This window comes from Parageobacillus caldoxylosilyticus NBRC 107762 (assembly GCF_000632715.1).
GTDB lineage: Bacteria > Bacillota > Bacilli > Bacillales > Anoxybacillaceae > Saccharococcus > Saccharococcus caldoxylosilyticus.
In genome coordinates this window covers 1-15,416 of record NZ_BAWO01000032.1, presented here as the reverse complement: position 1 = coordinate 15,416, position 15,416 = coordinate 1, and the positions used below count along the sequence as shown (strand labels likewise).

Below are 15,416 nucleotides of genomic sequence, written 5' to 3'. Positions count from 1 at the left end.
CAATGGATTATATGATGTTTCCGTTAAGTGAATATGCGGTGACGATTCGTTTTTCCACGAAAGTAGATGAAGCAGTGAATGACTACGTTCATCGTGTCGCCGTTTTTTTAGAACAACAGAAAAAGGATGGGATTTTTGATATTGTCCCAACATTTTCCTCAGTGACGGTGTATTACGATCCGCTTGTCGTTGGAAACTACGAGGAAATGTGCGAGTGGCTTCGAACAGAGCTCGAGCGTGTCGAACAGGTGGAAGCGCCGCCATCACGAACCGTTGTCATTCCTGTTTGTTACGGTGGAGAGTTTGGTCCTGATTTAGAAGAAGTCGCCCGCTTTCACGGGATGACGGAAGAAGAAGTCATTGCCATTCATGCGCAAGGGCGCTATCGCGTTTATATGATTGGCTTTTCTCCCGGTTTTGCCTATTTAGGCGGACTGTCGCCTAAAATTGCGACACCGCGCCGCGCCACACCAAGGACACGCGTTCCTGCCGGGTCTGTCGGGATTGCCGGTAGCCAGACCGGGGTGTATCCGTTGGCGACGCCGGGCGGATGGCAAATCATCGGGAGAACGCCGCTTGCTTTATTCCGCCCGGAGCATGACGAGCCGAGTCTGCTTAGAGCGGGGGATATAGTGCAATTCCGTCCGATTACCGAAGACGAATATCGAATGTGGAGCGATCAGCATGATTGAAATCATCCATAGCGGATTTTTTACAACCGTGCAAGATCAAGGACGCGTCGGCTACCGCAAAGCCGGGGTGCCGGCCGGCGGAGCGATGGATTCGCTGGCCAGCCGCCTTGCCAATCTTCTCGTTGGCAATGATGAGAACGAAGCGGTGTTGGAAATGACGATGAACGGCCCAACGCTGCGTTTTGCAACAGACGCCGTCATCGCCATTTGCGGAGGGGAATTTTTCTGTACGTTAAACGAACGGCCTGTATCGATGTGGAGGCCGCTCACCGTGCGGCGCGGCGATGTGCTGGCCATCGGAGCGTGTCAAAAGGGATATCGCGGCTATATCGCGTTTGCCGGCGGATTGGACCTTCCGCTCGTGATGAACAGCCGTTCGACATATGTGCAAGCAGCAATTGGTGGCTTACATGGAAAACCGTTGCAAAAAGGCGATATATTATCGCTGCGTTCGCGGGCGATGGCTGTGCCAAACATTCCAATCCGTTGGGGCATCGCCTTTTCCGCCAGAAATTACATAGATGGAAAGAAAAAAGTAATTCGTGCCGCAGCAGGACCGGAGTACAGCACGTTTACTGCCGAAAGCCGCGCACAATTTTTTTCTCTCGCTTATGAAGTAACGCCCCAGTCGGACCGCATGGGCTACCGTCTGCAAGGACAAGTGCTTAGGCGAAAAGATAATACCGAGATGATTTCGGAAGCGGTTGCGTTTGGAACGGTGCAAGTGCCCGCATTCGGCCAGCCGATTGTATTGATGGCCGATTGCCAAACGACAGGCGGGTATCCGCGGATTGCCCAAGTCATTGCGGCGGATTTGCCGATTTTAGCGCAGGCGCGGCCAGGTGATCTCATTCAATTTCAAAAAGTATCTTGGCAAGAAGCACAGCGGTTATATGTTGAACGGGAGCGGCAACTAAAAAGATGGAAAATCATCATTCAGCAAAAATGGAGGGAAATGGGTTATGCGCATTGATTTAAATTGCGATTTCGGCGAAAGTTTCGGCATTTATCGTCTTGGCGAAGAAAAAGAGATTTTGCAATACGTCACTTCGGTCAATGTCGCTTGCGGCTTTCATGCCGGCGATCCGCTTGTGATGCGGAAAACGGTGCAGATGGCGTTGGAACGGAAAGTGGCGATCGGCGCTCACCCGGGGTTTCCGGACTTGCTCGGATTTGGCCGGCGCAATATAGCAGTCACTCCAGAGGAAGCGTATGCGTATGTCGTTTATCAAATCGGGGCGCTCGCCGCATTTGTAAAAGCGGAAGGAGGAACGATGTCGCACGTTAAGCCGCACGGCGCGCTTTACAACATGGCGGCTAAGGACGCGGCGTTGGCCGAGGCGATCGCCAAAGCGGTGTACGATGTCGATCCGGCCTTAATCTTATACGGACTTGCCGGAAGCGAACTGATTCGCGCTGGAAAGAAATTTGGCTTGCGCACGGCAAACGAGGTGTTCGCCGACCGAACGTATCAGAGCGATGGATCGCTTACACCGCGCAGCGATCCGCGCGCGTTGATTGTCGATGAACAGGAAGCGGTCCAGCAAGTGCTGACGATGGTGAAAGAAAAACGCGTCCGCTCTTTGCAAGGCATCGAGGTTCCGATCGAAGCAGAAACGGTATGCATTCACGGCGACGGCAAGAAAGCGGTGCTGTTTGCGAAGCGGTTATATGAAGCGCTGCGACAAGAAGGTGTGGGCGTCTGTTCGATAAACTAGAGGAAGAAAGCAAAGGAGCCCCCCACTTCAACCAAATGTATTTTTCAAAATTACGATCAGATCCGCTGCCACCGCCCGTATAATGAGAGCGGAAACCTGATGAATGCGCGTCATCTGCTTTCCTTTTCTATACAATCTAGCCAATCATTTTTCCGGCAATGGCAAGAAAGAAAAACCACAGCCAAGAAACGGAAATACAGGCGCCGGTAAAAGTAACTTTTTCGGATCCATCATTATTCAATGAATTGGTGCCAATCACTCCGATGGCGTCCAATATCGCATGGGGGTTAGTAATGAAACAGAAAGGGCAAACCAAATTTGTTTTTCGGCGGCATCGATCCTTCCTCGTTCACAAAGGACGGCTCGCTCTTCCAAACCGCTAATTCCACGCCCATCCCGTATATAACAGCATGAAGGAGAAAACCATTTGCCGCTAGATGTAATCATGAATATGAAGCCGTTGTATATGGGAACGGTGAACAAAGATGGCGAGCTGGCGCTTGTCCTTCTGCAAACGCATCCGCGCCAGCTCATTTTGTCAAAATCATGGATTCGATTTTGCGGTTGTTTCAAAAGGAGGGAACCCAATGGGCAAAATTCCGTTTGCCGTCATTTTTGATATGGACGGCACGCTGTTTCAAACGGAAACCGTTCTTGTTCCTGCCCTGCATAAGACGTTTGACCGTCTGCGCCGCGAAGGGCTGTGGCAAGGAGATACGCCAGTCCGGGAATATTTGCGCATTCTTGGCGCTCCGGTTTTAGAAGTATGGCGCCGGTTGATGCCGGAAGCGGACGAAGCGGTGCGCGGCCGAGCAGCCGAATGGTTTTTGGATGATATCATTGCTGAAATCGAGCAAGGAAACGGGCGATTATACCCAGACGTGCTCACGACGCTTGCGGCCCTTGCCGATCAAGGAATACCGCTTTTTGTCGCAAGCAACGGGCGCCAGCGCTATCTCGACGCGATTCGGACCGCCTTCCAGCTCGAGCGCTATTTTATCGACTTTTACAGCCTCGATCGGTTTTCCCTGCCGTCGAAATCCGCGTTAGTCAAGCAATTGTTGAATGATTACGAGATTGAAAGAGCGGTGATGGTAGGGGACCGGCGTTCCGATATCGAGGCGGCGAAGGATAATGGACTTTGGACGATTGGATGCCGGTTTGGATTTGCCAACGATGAAGAGCTGCGTGAGGCGGATATTGTGATTCAGCGGTTTGGCGAATTATCTCGGCTCAACTTGCCGTCTCTTGTTTCAGGAGAATGATAGTTTCCATCATTTGCATCCCCCTATGCCGTTCTGTAATATAAAAAGGCGCAGAATAAACATGCCGCAATAACTGACTGCTTTGCTTGTGTAAATGCCGAACCAAAAATGTACGTCGGCAGTGCATTGTTGCTCCTGCAACCGAAAAAATGATAAACCGATCGCAACGATAAAGAAAGGGGAAACAAGATGGACGGGGCAAACGTAAAAGCAATTGTCTTTGATTTGGACGGAACATTGTATGAAGAAACCCATCACTTTGAATATTATGCGGAACAGGTCGCCAAGCGGCTGCGCGAAGAAGACCAACACCGTTTTTGGGAAGATTACCGCGCGGTTCTCTCCGGCCGCCATCCGCTTCGCATCGGCAGTGTGTACGACGCAGGAGAAGATCTTATTCTGTTTTTGCAAAACGGCATCGTTAACGAGGCATACCACTGGGATGGGAAAAAGCTGGACGAGGAGGAAGTGAAAAAAATATATCCGGAGCGGGTGACGATTGATCTTGACCGCTTGTTTAGCATCGGCGATTTTTGGTGGGTGCCAAGCTCGATCGGCCGTCATTATGGTTTAACGAATGAAGATACATATGCGGCGTTTTTAGAAACGAGAGAATGGATGATGGGGCCGGATTTTGCGATGAACGGAGTTCCCGGGCTGGCCGAAACGCTAGAGCAACTGAAAAACCGTACCGTGCTCATTTTAATGACGAACAGCCCGGAACCGGATAGCGAGGCGATTTTGCACAAACTAAAACTGGCTGATGTTTTTCATCATAAGATTTTTCAAGCGGGCAAGCCGATCAAAACAGCAAGCCATCTGCAAACGATTCGGGATCGTTATCATATCCAGTATGAAGAGGTGATCAGCATCGGCGACAATTTGGAAAATGACATCCTCCCGGCACGACGGCTTGGCTGCCGCACTATTTTTATCGATGCGTATGGACTGGCTAAGCAAGGCGACGCCGATGTCATCGTCGCTTCGATGTCGGAATGCGTCCCAGTGTTGCGCCGCCTCCTATAACGCCGGCATTGCGCCGGCCTTTTATTTTGTCGCCCGGTTAGCGAATGGGCTTTTACGGGGAACAGACGGGGAAATCGATTTGGTCCTTTTTAGCCGTGCTATTTTTTATAAGCAACCACGATTTCTGAAAACGGAAACGTGTAAAACACTTTTCTCGTCTCGATGCGGTTGGCTAAAGGCGTGAGTATCTTGGTGTATTCCGATACTCGCTGCATATCGGTCACCAGCCTTCCGTTCGGACGCAAAACGCGCCACATCTCCCGTACCGCTTGTTCTCTGCTCTTGGCGCCTTTCATGGTTATGGATGACAAAGTGTTTGTATAAAAGGAATATTCAAAATATTATTGATATTACTGAAAAGATACGGTATCATGAAAGAAAATGCATACACATGGCATACTGACCGGTTAGTTAATAAGTGGTACAAATGATAGAGGCAATAGATTAAAAGGCGACATATTGTTTTACTAATGCATGGGATTGTAACCGCTTTCTATTGAAATTTTATAGATGGAGGAGAGGGGATTCCATGAATAAACGCCATTTTCCGTATTGGCCAAAACGGTTGAGCAAAACGCTGACCGTTCCGGAAACGACGATCGTCGATCATTTAGAAACGACAGCGAAGCGCTATCCTCAGAAAACTGCTATCCATTATTACGGCGCCTCTTATTCTTACAAGCAATTATGGGAGCAAGTCAACACGCTCGCCGGCTATCTGCAGCAAAAGCTTTCCGTTCAGCCAGGAGACCGAGTGCTTTTATACATGCAAAATTCCCCGCAGTTTATCATTTCCTACTATGCGATTTTGCGTGCCGAAGCGATTGTTGTTCCGATTAACCCGATGAACACGTCCGAAGAACTTTCGTTTTACGTCAAAGATTGCGAAACGAAAGTCGGCATTGTCGGGCAGGAGCTGTTTGCCAAAGCGGAGCCGCTATTATCTACAACCCCGCTCGAGCATATCATCGTCGCCGCTTATTCGGACTATATTTCCGAATCTTCGCCGGTCGCGCTTCCGGATGAAGTCGCATTGCCGCGGCAAGCGTATGACCATGAACATGTTTACTATTGGGCCGATTGTTTAGAAGCAAATCTTGCGCCAAACCCATATCAAGGGCATGTTGACGATATTGCCGTGCTTCCATATACATCGGGAACAACGGGAGTGCCAAAAGGATGCATTCATCCGCACCGGACGGTCAACGCCAGCATTATTAGCGCCTATCATTGGGCGAACGTAACAAGCGATGCCGTTTGCCTTGTCACCTTGCCGCTCTTTCATGTGACGGGAATGGTTCACAGCATGCATCTTCCGATTTTTGCGGGATCGGCCATGGTGGTGATGACGCGCTGGAATCGCGACAGCGCCGCGCGCTTAATCGAATTGTACGGGTGCAGCCACTGGGTCAATATCAGCACGATGCTGATTGATTTTCTATCCAATCCTTCCTTATCAAAATATGACATTTCTTCTTTGACGAGCATCTCTGGCGGGGGCGCGCCGCTTCCGGAAGCTGTTGGCGAAAAATTATTTCAGGTGACAGGGGTGCGATATTTCGAAGGATATGGGCTTTCGGAAACGATTTCCCATACACACTTCAACCCGCCGGACCGCCCGAAGCTGCAATGCTTAGGGGTGCCGTCCTTTGATGTCGATGCGCGCATCATTGACCCGGCGACCGGAAAAGAGCTTGGCGTCGGGGAAGTCGGGGAAATCGTCGTGCACGGTCCGCAAGTGTTTAAAGGCTATTACCGCCGCGAAAAAGAAACGGAAGAAGCGTTTATTGAACTTGACGGAAAGCGGTTTTTCCGCACTGGCGATATCGGCCGCATGGATGAGGAAGGATATTTCTTTATTGTCGACCGTGTCAAACGGATGATCAACGCGTCCGGATATAAAGTATGGCCGACGGAAGTTGAATCGCTTCTGTATAAACATCCGGCCGTCCAGCAAGCGTGCGTTGTCGGCGTCCCTGATCCGCGCCGCGGCGAGACGGTGAAGGCGTTTATTGTGCTCCAGGACGAATACGTCGGCAAAATAACAGAGGAGGAAATTATTGAATGGGCAAAAACGCAAATGGCCGCCTATAAATATCCGCGCCTTGTCGAGTTTCGCTCGTCTTTGCCGATGACATCAAGCGGAAAATTGCTGTGGCGGAAATTGCAAGAGGAAGAGTATCAAAAATTAGAAAAAGGGGCGAAAGCATGAAAAAAGGAATGGTGGAGACCGTCTGCGGCCCTGTGCCGGCGAGCGAGCTTGGCAAAACGCTGATCCATGAGCATTTTGTCTTTGGGTATCCCGGGTTTCAAGGCGATGTGACGCTCGGACCGCTCCGCTTTGAGGAAGCGCTCGAGGCGGGAATTGCCGTCGCGCAAAAAATGATGGCCCATGGCATCCAAACCGTTGTCGATCCGACGCCGAATGACTGCGGCCGCAATCCGGAGCTGCTCCGCCGCATTTCCGAAGCGACCGGGCTGAACATTATCTGTGCAACTGGATATTATTACGAAGGCGAAGGGGCAACGCCGTATTTTAAGTTTCGCCGGCTGCTCGGTACGGCGGAAGAAGAAATATATGACATGTTTATGGCGGAAATTACAAACGGCATTGCTGGCACCGGCATTAAACCAGGCGTCATCAAACTGGCGTCAAGCAAAAACCGGATCACCGAATATGAAAAAATGTTTTTCCGCGCCGCGGCCCGCGTGCAAAAAGAAACAGGAATCGTGATTATCACCCATACGCAGGAAGGAACGATGGGGCCGGAACAGGCGGCATACTTGCTCGAGCACGGTGCCGTTCCGCAAAAGATTGTCATCGGCCATATGTGCGGAAACACCGATCCGGAATACCATAAAAAGACGCTGCAATACGGAGTGTACATCGCTTTTGACCGCTTTGGCCTTCAAGGTATGGTCGGTGCCCCGACGGATGAAGAACGGATCCGCACGTTGCTCGTGCTGCTTCGCGAAGGCTTTGCTGATAAGATTATGCTCGCTCATGATACCGTCAATATTTGGCTCGGCCGTCCGCTGCAGCTGCCAGAACCATTTGCGACGATGACGAAAAACTGGCATGTCGAACATGTATTCGAACATATTATTCCAATTTTAACGAAAGAAGGAGTGACAGAGGAACAGCTAGAGCAAATGTTTTTGAAAAATCCTGCCGCTTTGTTTGCGTAAGCGCCGATGAAAAGGGAAAAGGCCGTTTCCAGAAAGCAACGATCCGTTGCTTTTTGGGATGGTCTTTTTTTGTTGCACAAAAAAGATGAATATTTTTCCACTTTCGTTAGAAAATATAAGGAAGATACTGATAGACAAAGGAGGGGAAAAGGTGCCGGCAATAGAAAAGCGACTCCTATTCTTCTCATTCCTTGCGATTGCTTTGTTTGTATCGCCGTACTTTCTGCTCGGCGAGGATGCGCATATGCGAGTCCACGATAATTTAGATTCGAACATTGCCTGGTACAAAGTTGTCACTAGGAGCGGGGAACTGTTTGGCTCGGTCCATGCGGTCATCCCGCAAATCATTAACGGTCTGCCGCGCAACGCGTTCGGTACAGAGTTTAGCGGGATCGTTTGGCTTCATGCGCTGTTTCCCTCGATTTACGCCTATGGCTTAAGCCAGGCGATTACACGCGTCTTTGCGTTTATCGGCATGTATTTGTTGCTGAGAAAGCATGTGATGCCTGGAGAAAAGTGGGGATGGGTCCGCGTTGGAGCATCGCTTGCGTTTGCGCTGACGCCGTTTTGGCCGTCGGGGATGCTGAGTACACTTGGCATGCCGCTCGCGCTATGGGCGTTTCTCAATATCCGCAACGGCGAGCGCTCATGGATAAATTATGCCGTGCTTACGTTATTGCCGTTTTATTCGAGCTTTGTGCTTGGCTTTTTCTTTTTCTTAAGCGCGCTAGGCATATGGTGGCTTGTCGATGTTCTCCGCGGAAGAGGTTGGAACTGGCGCTTTTTCTTGGCAATCGTCTATATGACGCTGCTTTATTTGGCGATTGATTACCGTCTCGTTCATTCGCTGTTATTTTCCGATGAACCGACGAGCCGTGATGAATACTTCCATGCCCGTTTGCCGCTTTGGCGGGTGATCCGCTTAATTTTCAAAAACTATATTCTCGGCCACACGCATGTGATGACGATGCATGGTCTTGTCATTCTGCCGGTGACGCTAGTTGCGTTATATATCGTCTGGAAGAAAAAAATATGGCAGCGGGAAAAATTATTTATCTTTTTGCACGTGCTCAATTTCGCGCTGTCCACCTGGTATGCGTTTTGGTTTTACAAAGGCTGGGCTCCACTGACAGAACGCTTCGACTTGTTGGATAAATTTAATTTCGCCCGCTATCACTTTTTGCGGCCGATGGTTATTTACGTGTTGTTTGCTGTCTCATTAAAAATTTTGTGGCAGCAAGGACAAGCGTGGAAAAGGCTATGTTTTGCCGCCATCGCCGCTCAGTTGGTGGTGCTCACTGCATTTAATGAAGAAATTGCCCATCGCCATAAGCCGTCGTTTCGTGAGTTTTATGCGGAAAAGCAGTTTCAAGAAATAAAAGAGTATATTGGCCGTCCTGTTCATACATACCGCGTCGCCAGCATTGGCATTCATCCGGCGATTGCGCAATATAACGGGTTTTATACGCTCGATACGTATAACAATTTTTATCCGCTTTCCTATAAGCATCAGTTCCGCCAAATCATCGCCAACGAACTCGCGAAAAACAAAAAGTTGCGCGAGTACTTCGATGAGTGGGGCGGACGCTGCTATATTTTTGTCGATGAACTGGGAAAACATTATATGTTTAAAAAGAATTCGAAACGAACGATTAAACATTTAGATCTCAACACCGATGTGTTCTATCAAATGGGCGGCCGCTACATTTTTTCGGCACTGCCGATTAAAAACGCCAAACAAAATAAGTTGGCGCTCGAAAAAGTGTTTCACTCGAAAGAGTCGGCATGGAAGATTTATTTGTACAAAGTGATGCCATAAGGAGGGAAATCCAATGGGTGAGCCGATGCTTACGATTGTCGTGCCTTGTTATAATGAAGAGGAAGTGTTGCCGGAAACGATCCGCCAGCTCCGCGCGCTGCGGGAGGCGCTCATTGCGGAAAAGCTGATTTCGGCTGACAGCACGCTCCTTTTTGTTGATGATGGGAGCCGTGATGCGACATGGGACATCATTTACAAAGCAAGTTTGCGCTATCCGGAAGTAAAGGGGCTGAAACTGGCGCGCAATGCCGGCCATCAAAATGCATTGCTGGCGGGAATGTTTGCCGCAAAAACGCGTTCGGACTGCATCGTTTCGATTGATGCCGACTTGCAGGATGATATTGCGGTCATTCGCGATTTTATCCAAAAATTTCAAGAAGGCTATGAAATTGTGTATGGGGTGCGCAAGCGGCGCGATGCCGATACGTTTTTTAAACGACATACGGCGCAAGGTTTTTACAAATTAATGAAAGCGATGGGGGTCGACCTCGTTTATAATCATGCTGATTATCGTTTAATGAGCCGGCGTGCGGTCGAGGCGCTCGAGCGGTTTGAAGAGGTGAACATGTTTTTGCGCGGCATTGTTCCTTTGCTTGGCTTCCGTTCAACAACGGTGTACTATGACCGCAAGGAACGGGTTGCCGGAACGACAAAGTATCCGCTGAAGAAAATGATCGCGTTTGCCCTCGACGGAATCACATCGTTCAGCATTACACCAATCCGCATGATTTCTCTTATCGGCTTTGTTTCTTTTTTCGTCAGCTTACTATTCGGCGTCTATTTTCTTATTTTAAAATTTACCGGCCACACGCAAACAGGATGGACGTCGCTGATCACCTCGATTTGGCTGCTTGGCGGCCTGCAGCTCATTGCCTTTGGATTGATTGGCGAATATATTGGAAAAATTTACAAAGAAACAAAACGGCGGCCCCGCTATATCGTCGATTTAGACTTATTTAATCTGCCAATACCGCATCGTTGGCACCAGTCTTCTTCCCTGCCTGAAGGGGCAGGAGTGCAGGAAATTCCACCTCATCGCCCATCCTAACATTTTGCTTGCAATATCGAAACAGAAAGAGTAGACTGTTTGATGAACAACGATATAGCATGCGGGAGCTTGCGGAAGCAGGCTGAGAGTACGGCTATATTCCGCCGTTGACCGTTTGAACCTGTTTGGGTAATGCCAGCGCAGGGAAAGTGAGGATGGGGCCGCTTATACACTTTGCTTGCGCGCAAAGTGTTTTTTATTTTCACAAAAAAGGAGAAGATGGGAATGGTGAATAATCAGGAAGCGGCAAGCGTGCTGCAAAAGGTGAGACAAGCTAATCCACTTGTACATAACATCACCAATGTTGTCGTCACGAATTTTACCGCCAACGGCTTGCTGGCGCTTGGCGCCTCACCGGTGATGGCATACGCCAAAGAGGAAGTGGCCGATATGGCCAAAATAGCCGGGGCGCTTGTCTTAAATATCGGAACGCTGCATCCAGAAGAAGTGGAAGCGATGTTGATTGCCGGAAAAGCGGCGAATGAAGCCGGCGTTCCGGTTGTTTTCGATCCGGTCGGCGCTGGGGCGACGCCATACCGCACGGAGACGGCGCGCAACATTGCCGCTGCTGTCAAACTGTCCGTTATTCGCGGCAATGCCGCGGAAATCGCCAATGTCATTGGGGAAACGTGGAAGATTAAAGGGGTCGACGCCGGAGAAGGAAGCGGCGATGTCGTCGCTTTGGCGGAAAAAGCGGCGGCGCAGCTGCAAACGGTTGTTGCGATCACAGGAAAAGACGATGTTGTCACAGACGGCAAGACAACGTACGTTATCCATAACGGACATCCGCTGCTCACGAAAGTAACAGGAACGGGCTGTTTATTGACCTCTGTGATCGGCGCTTTTGCCGCGGTGGAACAAGATGTGCTGAAAGCAGCGGCGGCCGCGCTTATCAGCTATGGCGTCGCCGCCGAAATCGCGGCGGGCGAAGCGGGAGAACAGGGGCTTGGAAGCTTCCAAATCGCCTTTTTAAACGCGCTTTCCCGCATCGGAGCGGAGGAGATTGGCCGATACGGCCGCATCGAACAAAAAGGGTAAAGAAGGGAGAAAATCATGGTATATAAAGCATTGACAATTGCTGGTTCTGACAGCGGCGGCGGCGCCGGGATTCAGGCCGATTTAAAAACATTTCAAGAATTAGGCGTATTTGGCATGTCCGCCCTCACTGCGGTAACGGCGCAAAATACGCTTGGCGTGCAGGGAGTATACCCGCTGTCGCCGGAAGCGGTCGCAAAGCAAATCGAATCGGTCGCGACGGATTTAGGAGCAGACGCAGTGAAAACAGGAATGCTTTTTAGCGCTGAAATTATTGAAGTGGTCGCTGCGAAAGTGAAACAGTTTGACTGGGATCGCCTCGTTGTCGACCCGGTTATGATCGCCAAAGGCGGCGCACCACTGCTGCAAGAAGAGGCGGTAAATGCGCTGAAAACCTATTTGTTGCCGCTTGCGATGGTCGTCACGCCAAATATTCCGGAAGCAGAAGCATTAACCGGTCTTATGATCCGCACGATGGATGACCGTAGGGAAGCGGCGCGCCGCCTTTATGAAATGGGAGTCCGATATGTGGTGATCAAAGGCGGCCACGACGATGATGGAGAGGAAACGGTCGATTTGTTATACAATGGCCGCGAGTTTTCCTATTTTACGGGCAAACGGATTGAGACGAAGCATACGCATGGAACAGGCTGCACGTTTGCCGCGGCGATCACGGCCGAGCTTGCCAAAGGAAAAACGGTGCAGGAAGCGGTGCAGACGGCGAAATCGTTCATTCAAGCCGCTATTAGCCATACGTTAGGCATCGGCCATGGTCACGGTCCGACGAACCATTGGGCGTACCGGGAAAAAAACGGTGCGGTAGGTGAGTAAAGGTGGCGCGAATAGCAAGTGAGGCAATGAGGGAACAATTGGAAGTATATTTTATCATGGGAAGCGTAAACTGTGCCAAACCGCCGGCAGAAATATTAGCGGAAGCGATTGCAGGCGGCATTACGCTTTTTCAATTCCGAGAAAAAGGAAGCGGTGCGCTAGTTGGCGAACAAAAATATGAGCTCGCCAAGCAATTGCAGCACATTTGCCAAGAGCATGGCATTCCGTTTATCGTCAATGACGATGTCGAACTAGCCCTCGCTCTCGACGCAGATGGAGTGCATATCGGGCAGGAGGATGGAGACGCGCGCATCGTCCGTGAAAAAATTGGTGATAAAATTCTTGGCGTTTCCGCGCATAATTTGCAAGAAGCGCTAGCGGCAGTCGCCGCTGGCGCCGATTATATCGGCGTCGGTCCCATCTATCCGACGAAATCGAAGGAAGATGCGAAAAAAGCGCAAGGACCGGGGATCATCCGTTTGCTTCGCCGCCATGGCATCGCCATTCCGCTGGTTGCTATTGGGGGCATTACGGCGGGCAATGTCGGCGAGGTCATCGCGGCAGGGGCGGACGGTGTTTCCGTGATCAGCGCCATCGCTTCTGCCCCATCTCCGGCGGTGGCTGCCAGACAGCTGGCCCAAGCAGTGCATTTAAGCAAAAAGGGTGCCCAAAAGTAAGGGCACTTTTTTTGCTTGCCTAAGAAACGGCTTGTTTTCTTTTCGGCAAACGCAGCTCTAAAAGCGGTTGTGTGATTTGTACGATCGGTTTGCTTCCAAGAAGGAACACAACGAGAAACGACAATCCTAACAGCAGCGGATAGCCGTGAACGCTCATGATAAAATTCGGAAACTTTGTCTCGTGCAAATATTTTAAAATAAACCCGTGCAATATATAAATATAAAACGTTCTTTGCCCGAACACGGAAAACGAATAACGCTGGTTTGGGATCAGAGCGAGAAAACTGATCATCATCAGTGTGCTTGCCCCATAAATCATGAGACGTCCGGCAACACCAACCTTTTCGGGAACGCCAAGTGTATCATATGATTTAGAGCCGTACAGCCATTCCTGTGGCAAATCCGGAAAACCAAAATGAATCAGAACGAACATGGTGATGAGTGCAACAATGGAAAATAAGCGAATGCGCCATGTAAATAAGCGCTCAATCTCGCTTTTTTCAAGAAAAAATCCTAGCAAAAAGAACGGGAAAAACGTAAATGTACGCGATAGGCTCAGCCATTTTTCCGCATCAAGCATTCCGGCTCCGACCCCTAAAAGAAGGGCAAGTGACAGCGATATCGATTTTGGCATTTTGGCAAATACCCATAACAGCACGTTCCAGCTGAACAAGCTGATCAAAAACCATAAACCCCAATGAGGAGTTAACAAATCAAATTCGAGCGAATCTTCTTCATATAAGAAGAAATAATAAATAGAGTAGAGCAGTTGAAAAATAAGATAGGGAACAAGCAGCTTTTTCGTAATTTTTTTAAAATATCCTTGTTGATGAAACTTTTTTGCGAAATAGCCGGAAATAAAGATGAACGCTGGCATATGGAAAAAGAAAATCCAAACGTATAAGCTATGCACCCATAGCACATTGTCGATATATGGGCGGAGAAAGTGGCCGAACACGACGAGGAGCATCAATACGCATTTCGCGTTATCGAAATAATAATCCCGCTCACTCATAGTGTCTTCCTCCCTTCTTATTTACACCAATTCGAATCATACTCCTTCTTTTTTAAGGGGTCAATAGTTGATTATTCATTTGGAAAGGTGTGGCAAGCGCATGATCGATAAGGAAGAACGGGAAACTACCGACATGACCCAGCTTTTACAAATCATCAACGCAAAAGGGGACGAAGGGGAGATAGAACAAATTGTCCATCCCGTATGCAACGACGAGTTATTCTGGAAAAGTTTGCGCGCGTTAGCGGAAGATAGCGCCAAAACAGATGAGGAAGGGAGGGAACATTTGTAATGGAAATGGTGCGTGCAAAACAAATCGCGGAGTCAGGAAAAATCGTACCAGTCACATACGAAGGCCAGCAAGTAATGATTCAACACGTGGATGAAGAACGGAAAATGGCGCGTATTTATCTCAAGAACAAACCGGAGGAAGAAATGGAAGTACCGGTTCGCCTTTTGCAAGAAGGATAGTCGTACATGCGGATGGCACGTTTCTTGTTTGTATGATATAATGAAAAAAAATAACTCAACATATGGAGTGAATCAAATGAACATCGGGTTTGGCGAAATTGCCCTTATCGTTTTCTTCGCGTTGTTGATTTTTGGACCGAAAAAATTGCCGGAATTGGGACAAGCGGCGGGAAAAACGTTGCGGGAATTTAAAAACGCGACAAAAGGAATCATTGACGACGAGGAACAAAAAATACAAAAATAAGGACTTGGTGCTGCATGCCAAGTCCTTATTTTTGTTCCAAATCGCACTCATGCAATGGAATGACTTTTGTTTTTTTCGCGAACTTATAGCCAAGCCAGACGATAAGGAAAAGAGGCAACCCGATATAGGAAACAAGCACTCCGTACCAGTCGATCGTCCCGCCTATGAACGCTGGGTAGTTTTGCCCTAAAATGACGATGGAGCAAAGAACAAAGGCAAAGATCGGACCAAACGGAAACCATTTCGCTTTATACGGTAAATCATCAAGACTTTTTCCTTGCGCCACATACGCTTTGCGGAAACGGTAATGGCTGATGGCGATGCCAAGCCAGGCGATAAATCCCGACATGCCGGAAGCGTTCAGCAACCATGTATATACCACTCCA

17 protein-coding genes, 1 pseudogene and 1 riboswitch are annotated in these 15,416 nt (G+C 49.2%); of the genes and pseudogenes, 15 read left to right on the top strand and 3 right to left on the bottom strand.

The window, feature by feature from the left end:
* Positions 1-2: 2 nt before the first annotated feature.
* From pxpB to GCA01S_RS10105, 5 genes are all read left to right on the top strand, one after another.
* Positions 3-692: a 5-oxoprolinase subunit PxpB gene (pxpB, locus tag GCA01S_RS10130; RefSeq protein ID WP_017437498.1), complete on the top strand. Its 690-nt coding sequence runs from the start codon at positions 3-5 to the stop codon at positions 690-692.
* Complete coding sequence (locus GCA01S_RS10125; RefSeq protein WP_017437497.1) at positions 685-1,665, top strand: 5-oxoprolinase subunit C family protein; 981 nt, start codon at positions 685-687, stop codon at positions 1,663-1,665. The genes pxpB and GCA01S_RS10125 overlap by 8 nt, the downstream gene beginning before the upstream one ends.
* Positions 1,655-2,410: a LamB/YcsF family protein gene (locus GCA01S_RS10120; RefSeq protein WP_042409629.1), complete on the top strand. Its 756-nt coding sequence runs from the start codon at positions 1,655-1,657 to the stop codon at positions 2,408-2,410. Before GCA01S_RS10125 ends, GCA01S_RS10120 begins: the two co-directional genes overlap by 11 nt.
* A 587-nt stretch (positions 2,411-2,997) precedes the next feature.
* Positions 2,998-3,675, top strand: a complete 678-nt coding sequence (locus GCA01S_RS10110; RefSeq protein ID WP_042409623.1) for an HAD-IA family hydrolase — start codon at positions 2,998-3,000, stop codon at positions 3,673-3,675.
* A gap of 189 nt (positions 3,676-3,864) precedes the next feature.
* A complete protein-coding gene (locus GCA01S_RS10105) occupies positions 3,865-4,701 on the top strand; it encodes an HAD family hydrolase (RefSeq protein ID WP_042409621.1) in 837 nt (278 codons plus the stop codon).
* A gap of 98 nt (positions 4,702-4,799) precedes the next feature.
* Here GCA01S_RS10105 and GCA01S_RS20110 read toward each other — a convergent pair whose 3' ends face one another.
* Positions 4,800-4,958, bottom strand: coding sequence for a hypothetical protein (locus GCA01S_RS20110; protein WP_155835563.1), 159 nt, complete (start codon positions 4,956-4,958; stop codon positions 4,800-4,802).
* A 272-nt stretch (positions 4,959-5,230) separates the two neighbouring features.
* On the opposite strand from GCA01S_RS20110, the gene GCA01S_RS10100 reads away from it, so the two are divergent.
* The 7 genes from GCA01S_RS10100 (at position 5,231) to thiE (ending at position 13,300) form a co-directional block, all read left to right on the top strand.
* Positions 5,231-6,913, top strand: a complete 1,683-nt coding sequence (locus GCA01S_RS10100) for a long-chain fatty acid--CoA ligase (protein WP_042409619.1) — start codon at positions 5,231-5,233, stop codon at positions 6,911-6,913.
* Positions 6,910-7,890: a phosphotriesterase family protein gene (locus tag GCA01S_RS10095; RefSeq protein ID WP_017437474.1), complete on the top strand. Its 981-nt coding sequence runs from the start codon at positions 6,910-6,912 to the stop codon at positions 7,888-7,890. The genes GCA01S_RS10100 and GCA01S_RS10095 overlap by 4 nt, the downstream gene beginning before the upstream one ends.
* Before the next feature lie 151 nt (positions 7,891-8,041).
* Complete coding sequence (locus GCA01S_RS10090) at positions 8,042-9,709, top strand: DUF6044 family protein (protein WP_042409616.1); 1,668 nt, start codon at positions 8,042-8,044, stop codon at positions 9,707-9,709.
* A gap of 13 nt (positions 9,710-9,722) precedes the next feature.
* Positions 9,723-10,757 carry a glycosyltransferase family 2 protein gene (locus GCA01S_RS10085; RefSeq protein ID WP_042409614.1) on the top strand — a complete coding sequence of 345 codons (1,035 nt, stop codon included), beginning with the start codon at positions 9,723-9,725 and terminating at the stop codon, positions 10,755-10,757.
* Between the two features lie 51 nt (positions 10,758-10,808).
* A riboswitch (TPP riboswitch) is annotated at positions 10,809-10,921 on the top strand.
* Positions 10,922-10,982: 61 nt separating this feature from the next.
* On the top strand, positions 10,983-11,795 hold the full coding sequence (thiM, locus tag GCA01S_RS10080; protein WP_042409612.1) for a hydroxyethylthiazole kinase: 813 nt from the start codon (positions 10,983-10,985) through the stop codon (positions 11,793-11,795).
* 15 nt (positions 11,796-11,810) lie between these two features.
* Positions 11,811-12,623 carry a bifunctional hydroxymethylpyrimidine kinase/phosphomethylpyrimidine kinase gene (gene thiD / locus GCA01S_RS10075; RefSeq protein ID WP_042409609.1) on the top strand — a complete coding sequence of 271 codons (813 nt, stop codon included), beginning with the start codon at positions 11,811-11,813 and terminating at the stop codon, positions 12,621-12,623.
* A 2-nt stretch (positions 12,624-12,625) separates the two neighbouring features.
* Complete coding sequence (gene thiE / locus GCA01S_RS10070) at positions 12,626-13,300, top strand: thiamine phosphate synthase (RefSeq protein WP_042409607.1); 675 nt, start codon at positions 12,626-12,628, stop codon at positions 13,298-13,300.
* A 19-nt stretch (positions 13,301-13,319) separates the two neighbouring features.
* Here the strand turns inward: thiE and GCA01S_RS10065 are convergent, their stop codons facing one another.
* Positions 13,320-14,315 carry an acyltransferase family protein gene (locus GCA01S_RS10065; RefSeq protein ID WP_042409604.1) on the bottom strand — a complete coding sequence of 332 codons (996 nt, stop codon included), beginning with the start codon at positions 14,313-14,315 and terminating at the stop codon, positions 13,320-13,322.
* Positions 14,316-14,415: 100 nt separating this feature from the next.
* Here GCA01S_RS10065 and GCA01S_RS10060 point away from each other — a divergent pair, with 100 nt between their 5' ends.
* The 3 genes from GCA01S_RS10060 (at position 14,416) to GCA01S_RS10050 (ending at position 15,030) form a co-directional block, all read left to right on the top strand.
* A complete protein-coding gene (locus GCA01S_RS10060; protein WP_042409704.1) occupies positions 14,416-14,607 on the top strand; it encodes a hypothetical protein in 192 nt (63 codons plus the stop codon).
* Complete coding sequence (locus GCA01S_RS10055; RefSeq protein ID WP_042409601.1) at positions 14,607-14,786, top strand: H-type small acid-soluble spore protein; 180 nt, start codon at positions 14,607-14,609, stop codon at positions 14,784-14,786. The genes GCA01S_RS10060 and GCA01S_RS10055 overlap by 1 nt, the downstream gene beginning before the upstream one ends.
* A gap of 76 nt (positions 14,787-14,862) precedes the next feature.
* Positions 14,863-15,030, top strand: coding sequence for a twin-arginine translocase TatA/TatE family subunit (locus tag GCA01S_RS10050; RefSeq protein ID WP_017437465.1), 168 nt, complete (start codon positions 14,863-14,865; stop codon positions 15,028-15,030).
* Positions 15,031-15,055: 25 nt separating this feature from the next.
* Here the strand turns inward: GCA01S_RS10050 and GCA01S_RS10045 are convergent.
* Positions 15,056-15,416 (bottom strand): annotated as a pseudogene (locus GCA01S_RS10045) (amino acid permease); the annotation flags it as partial.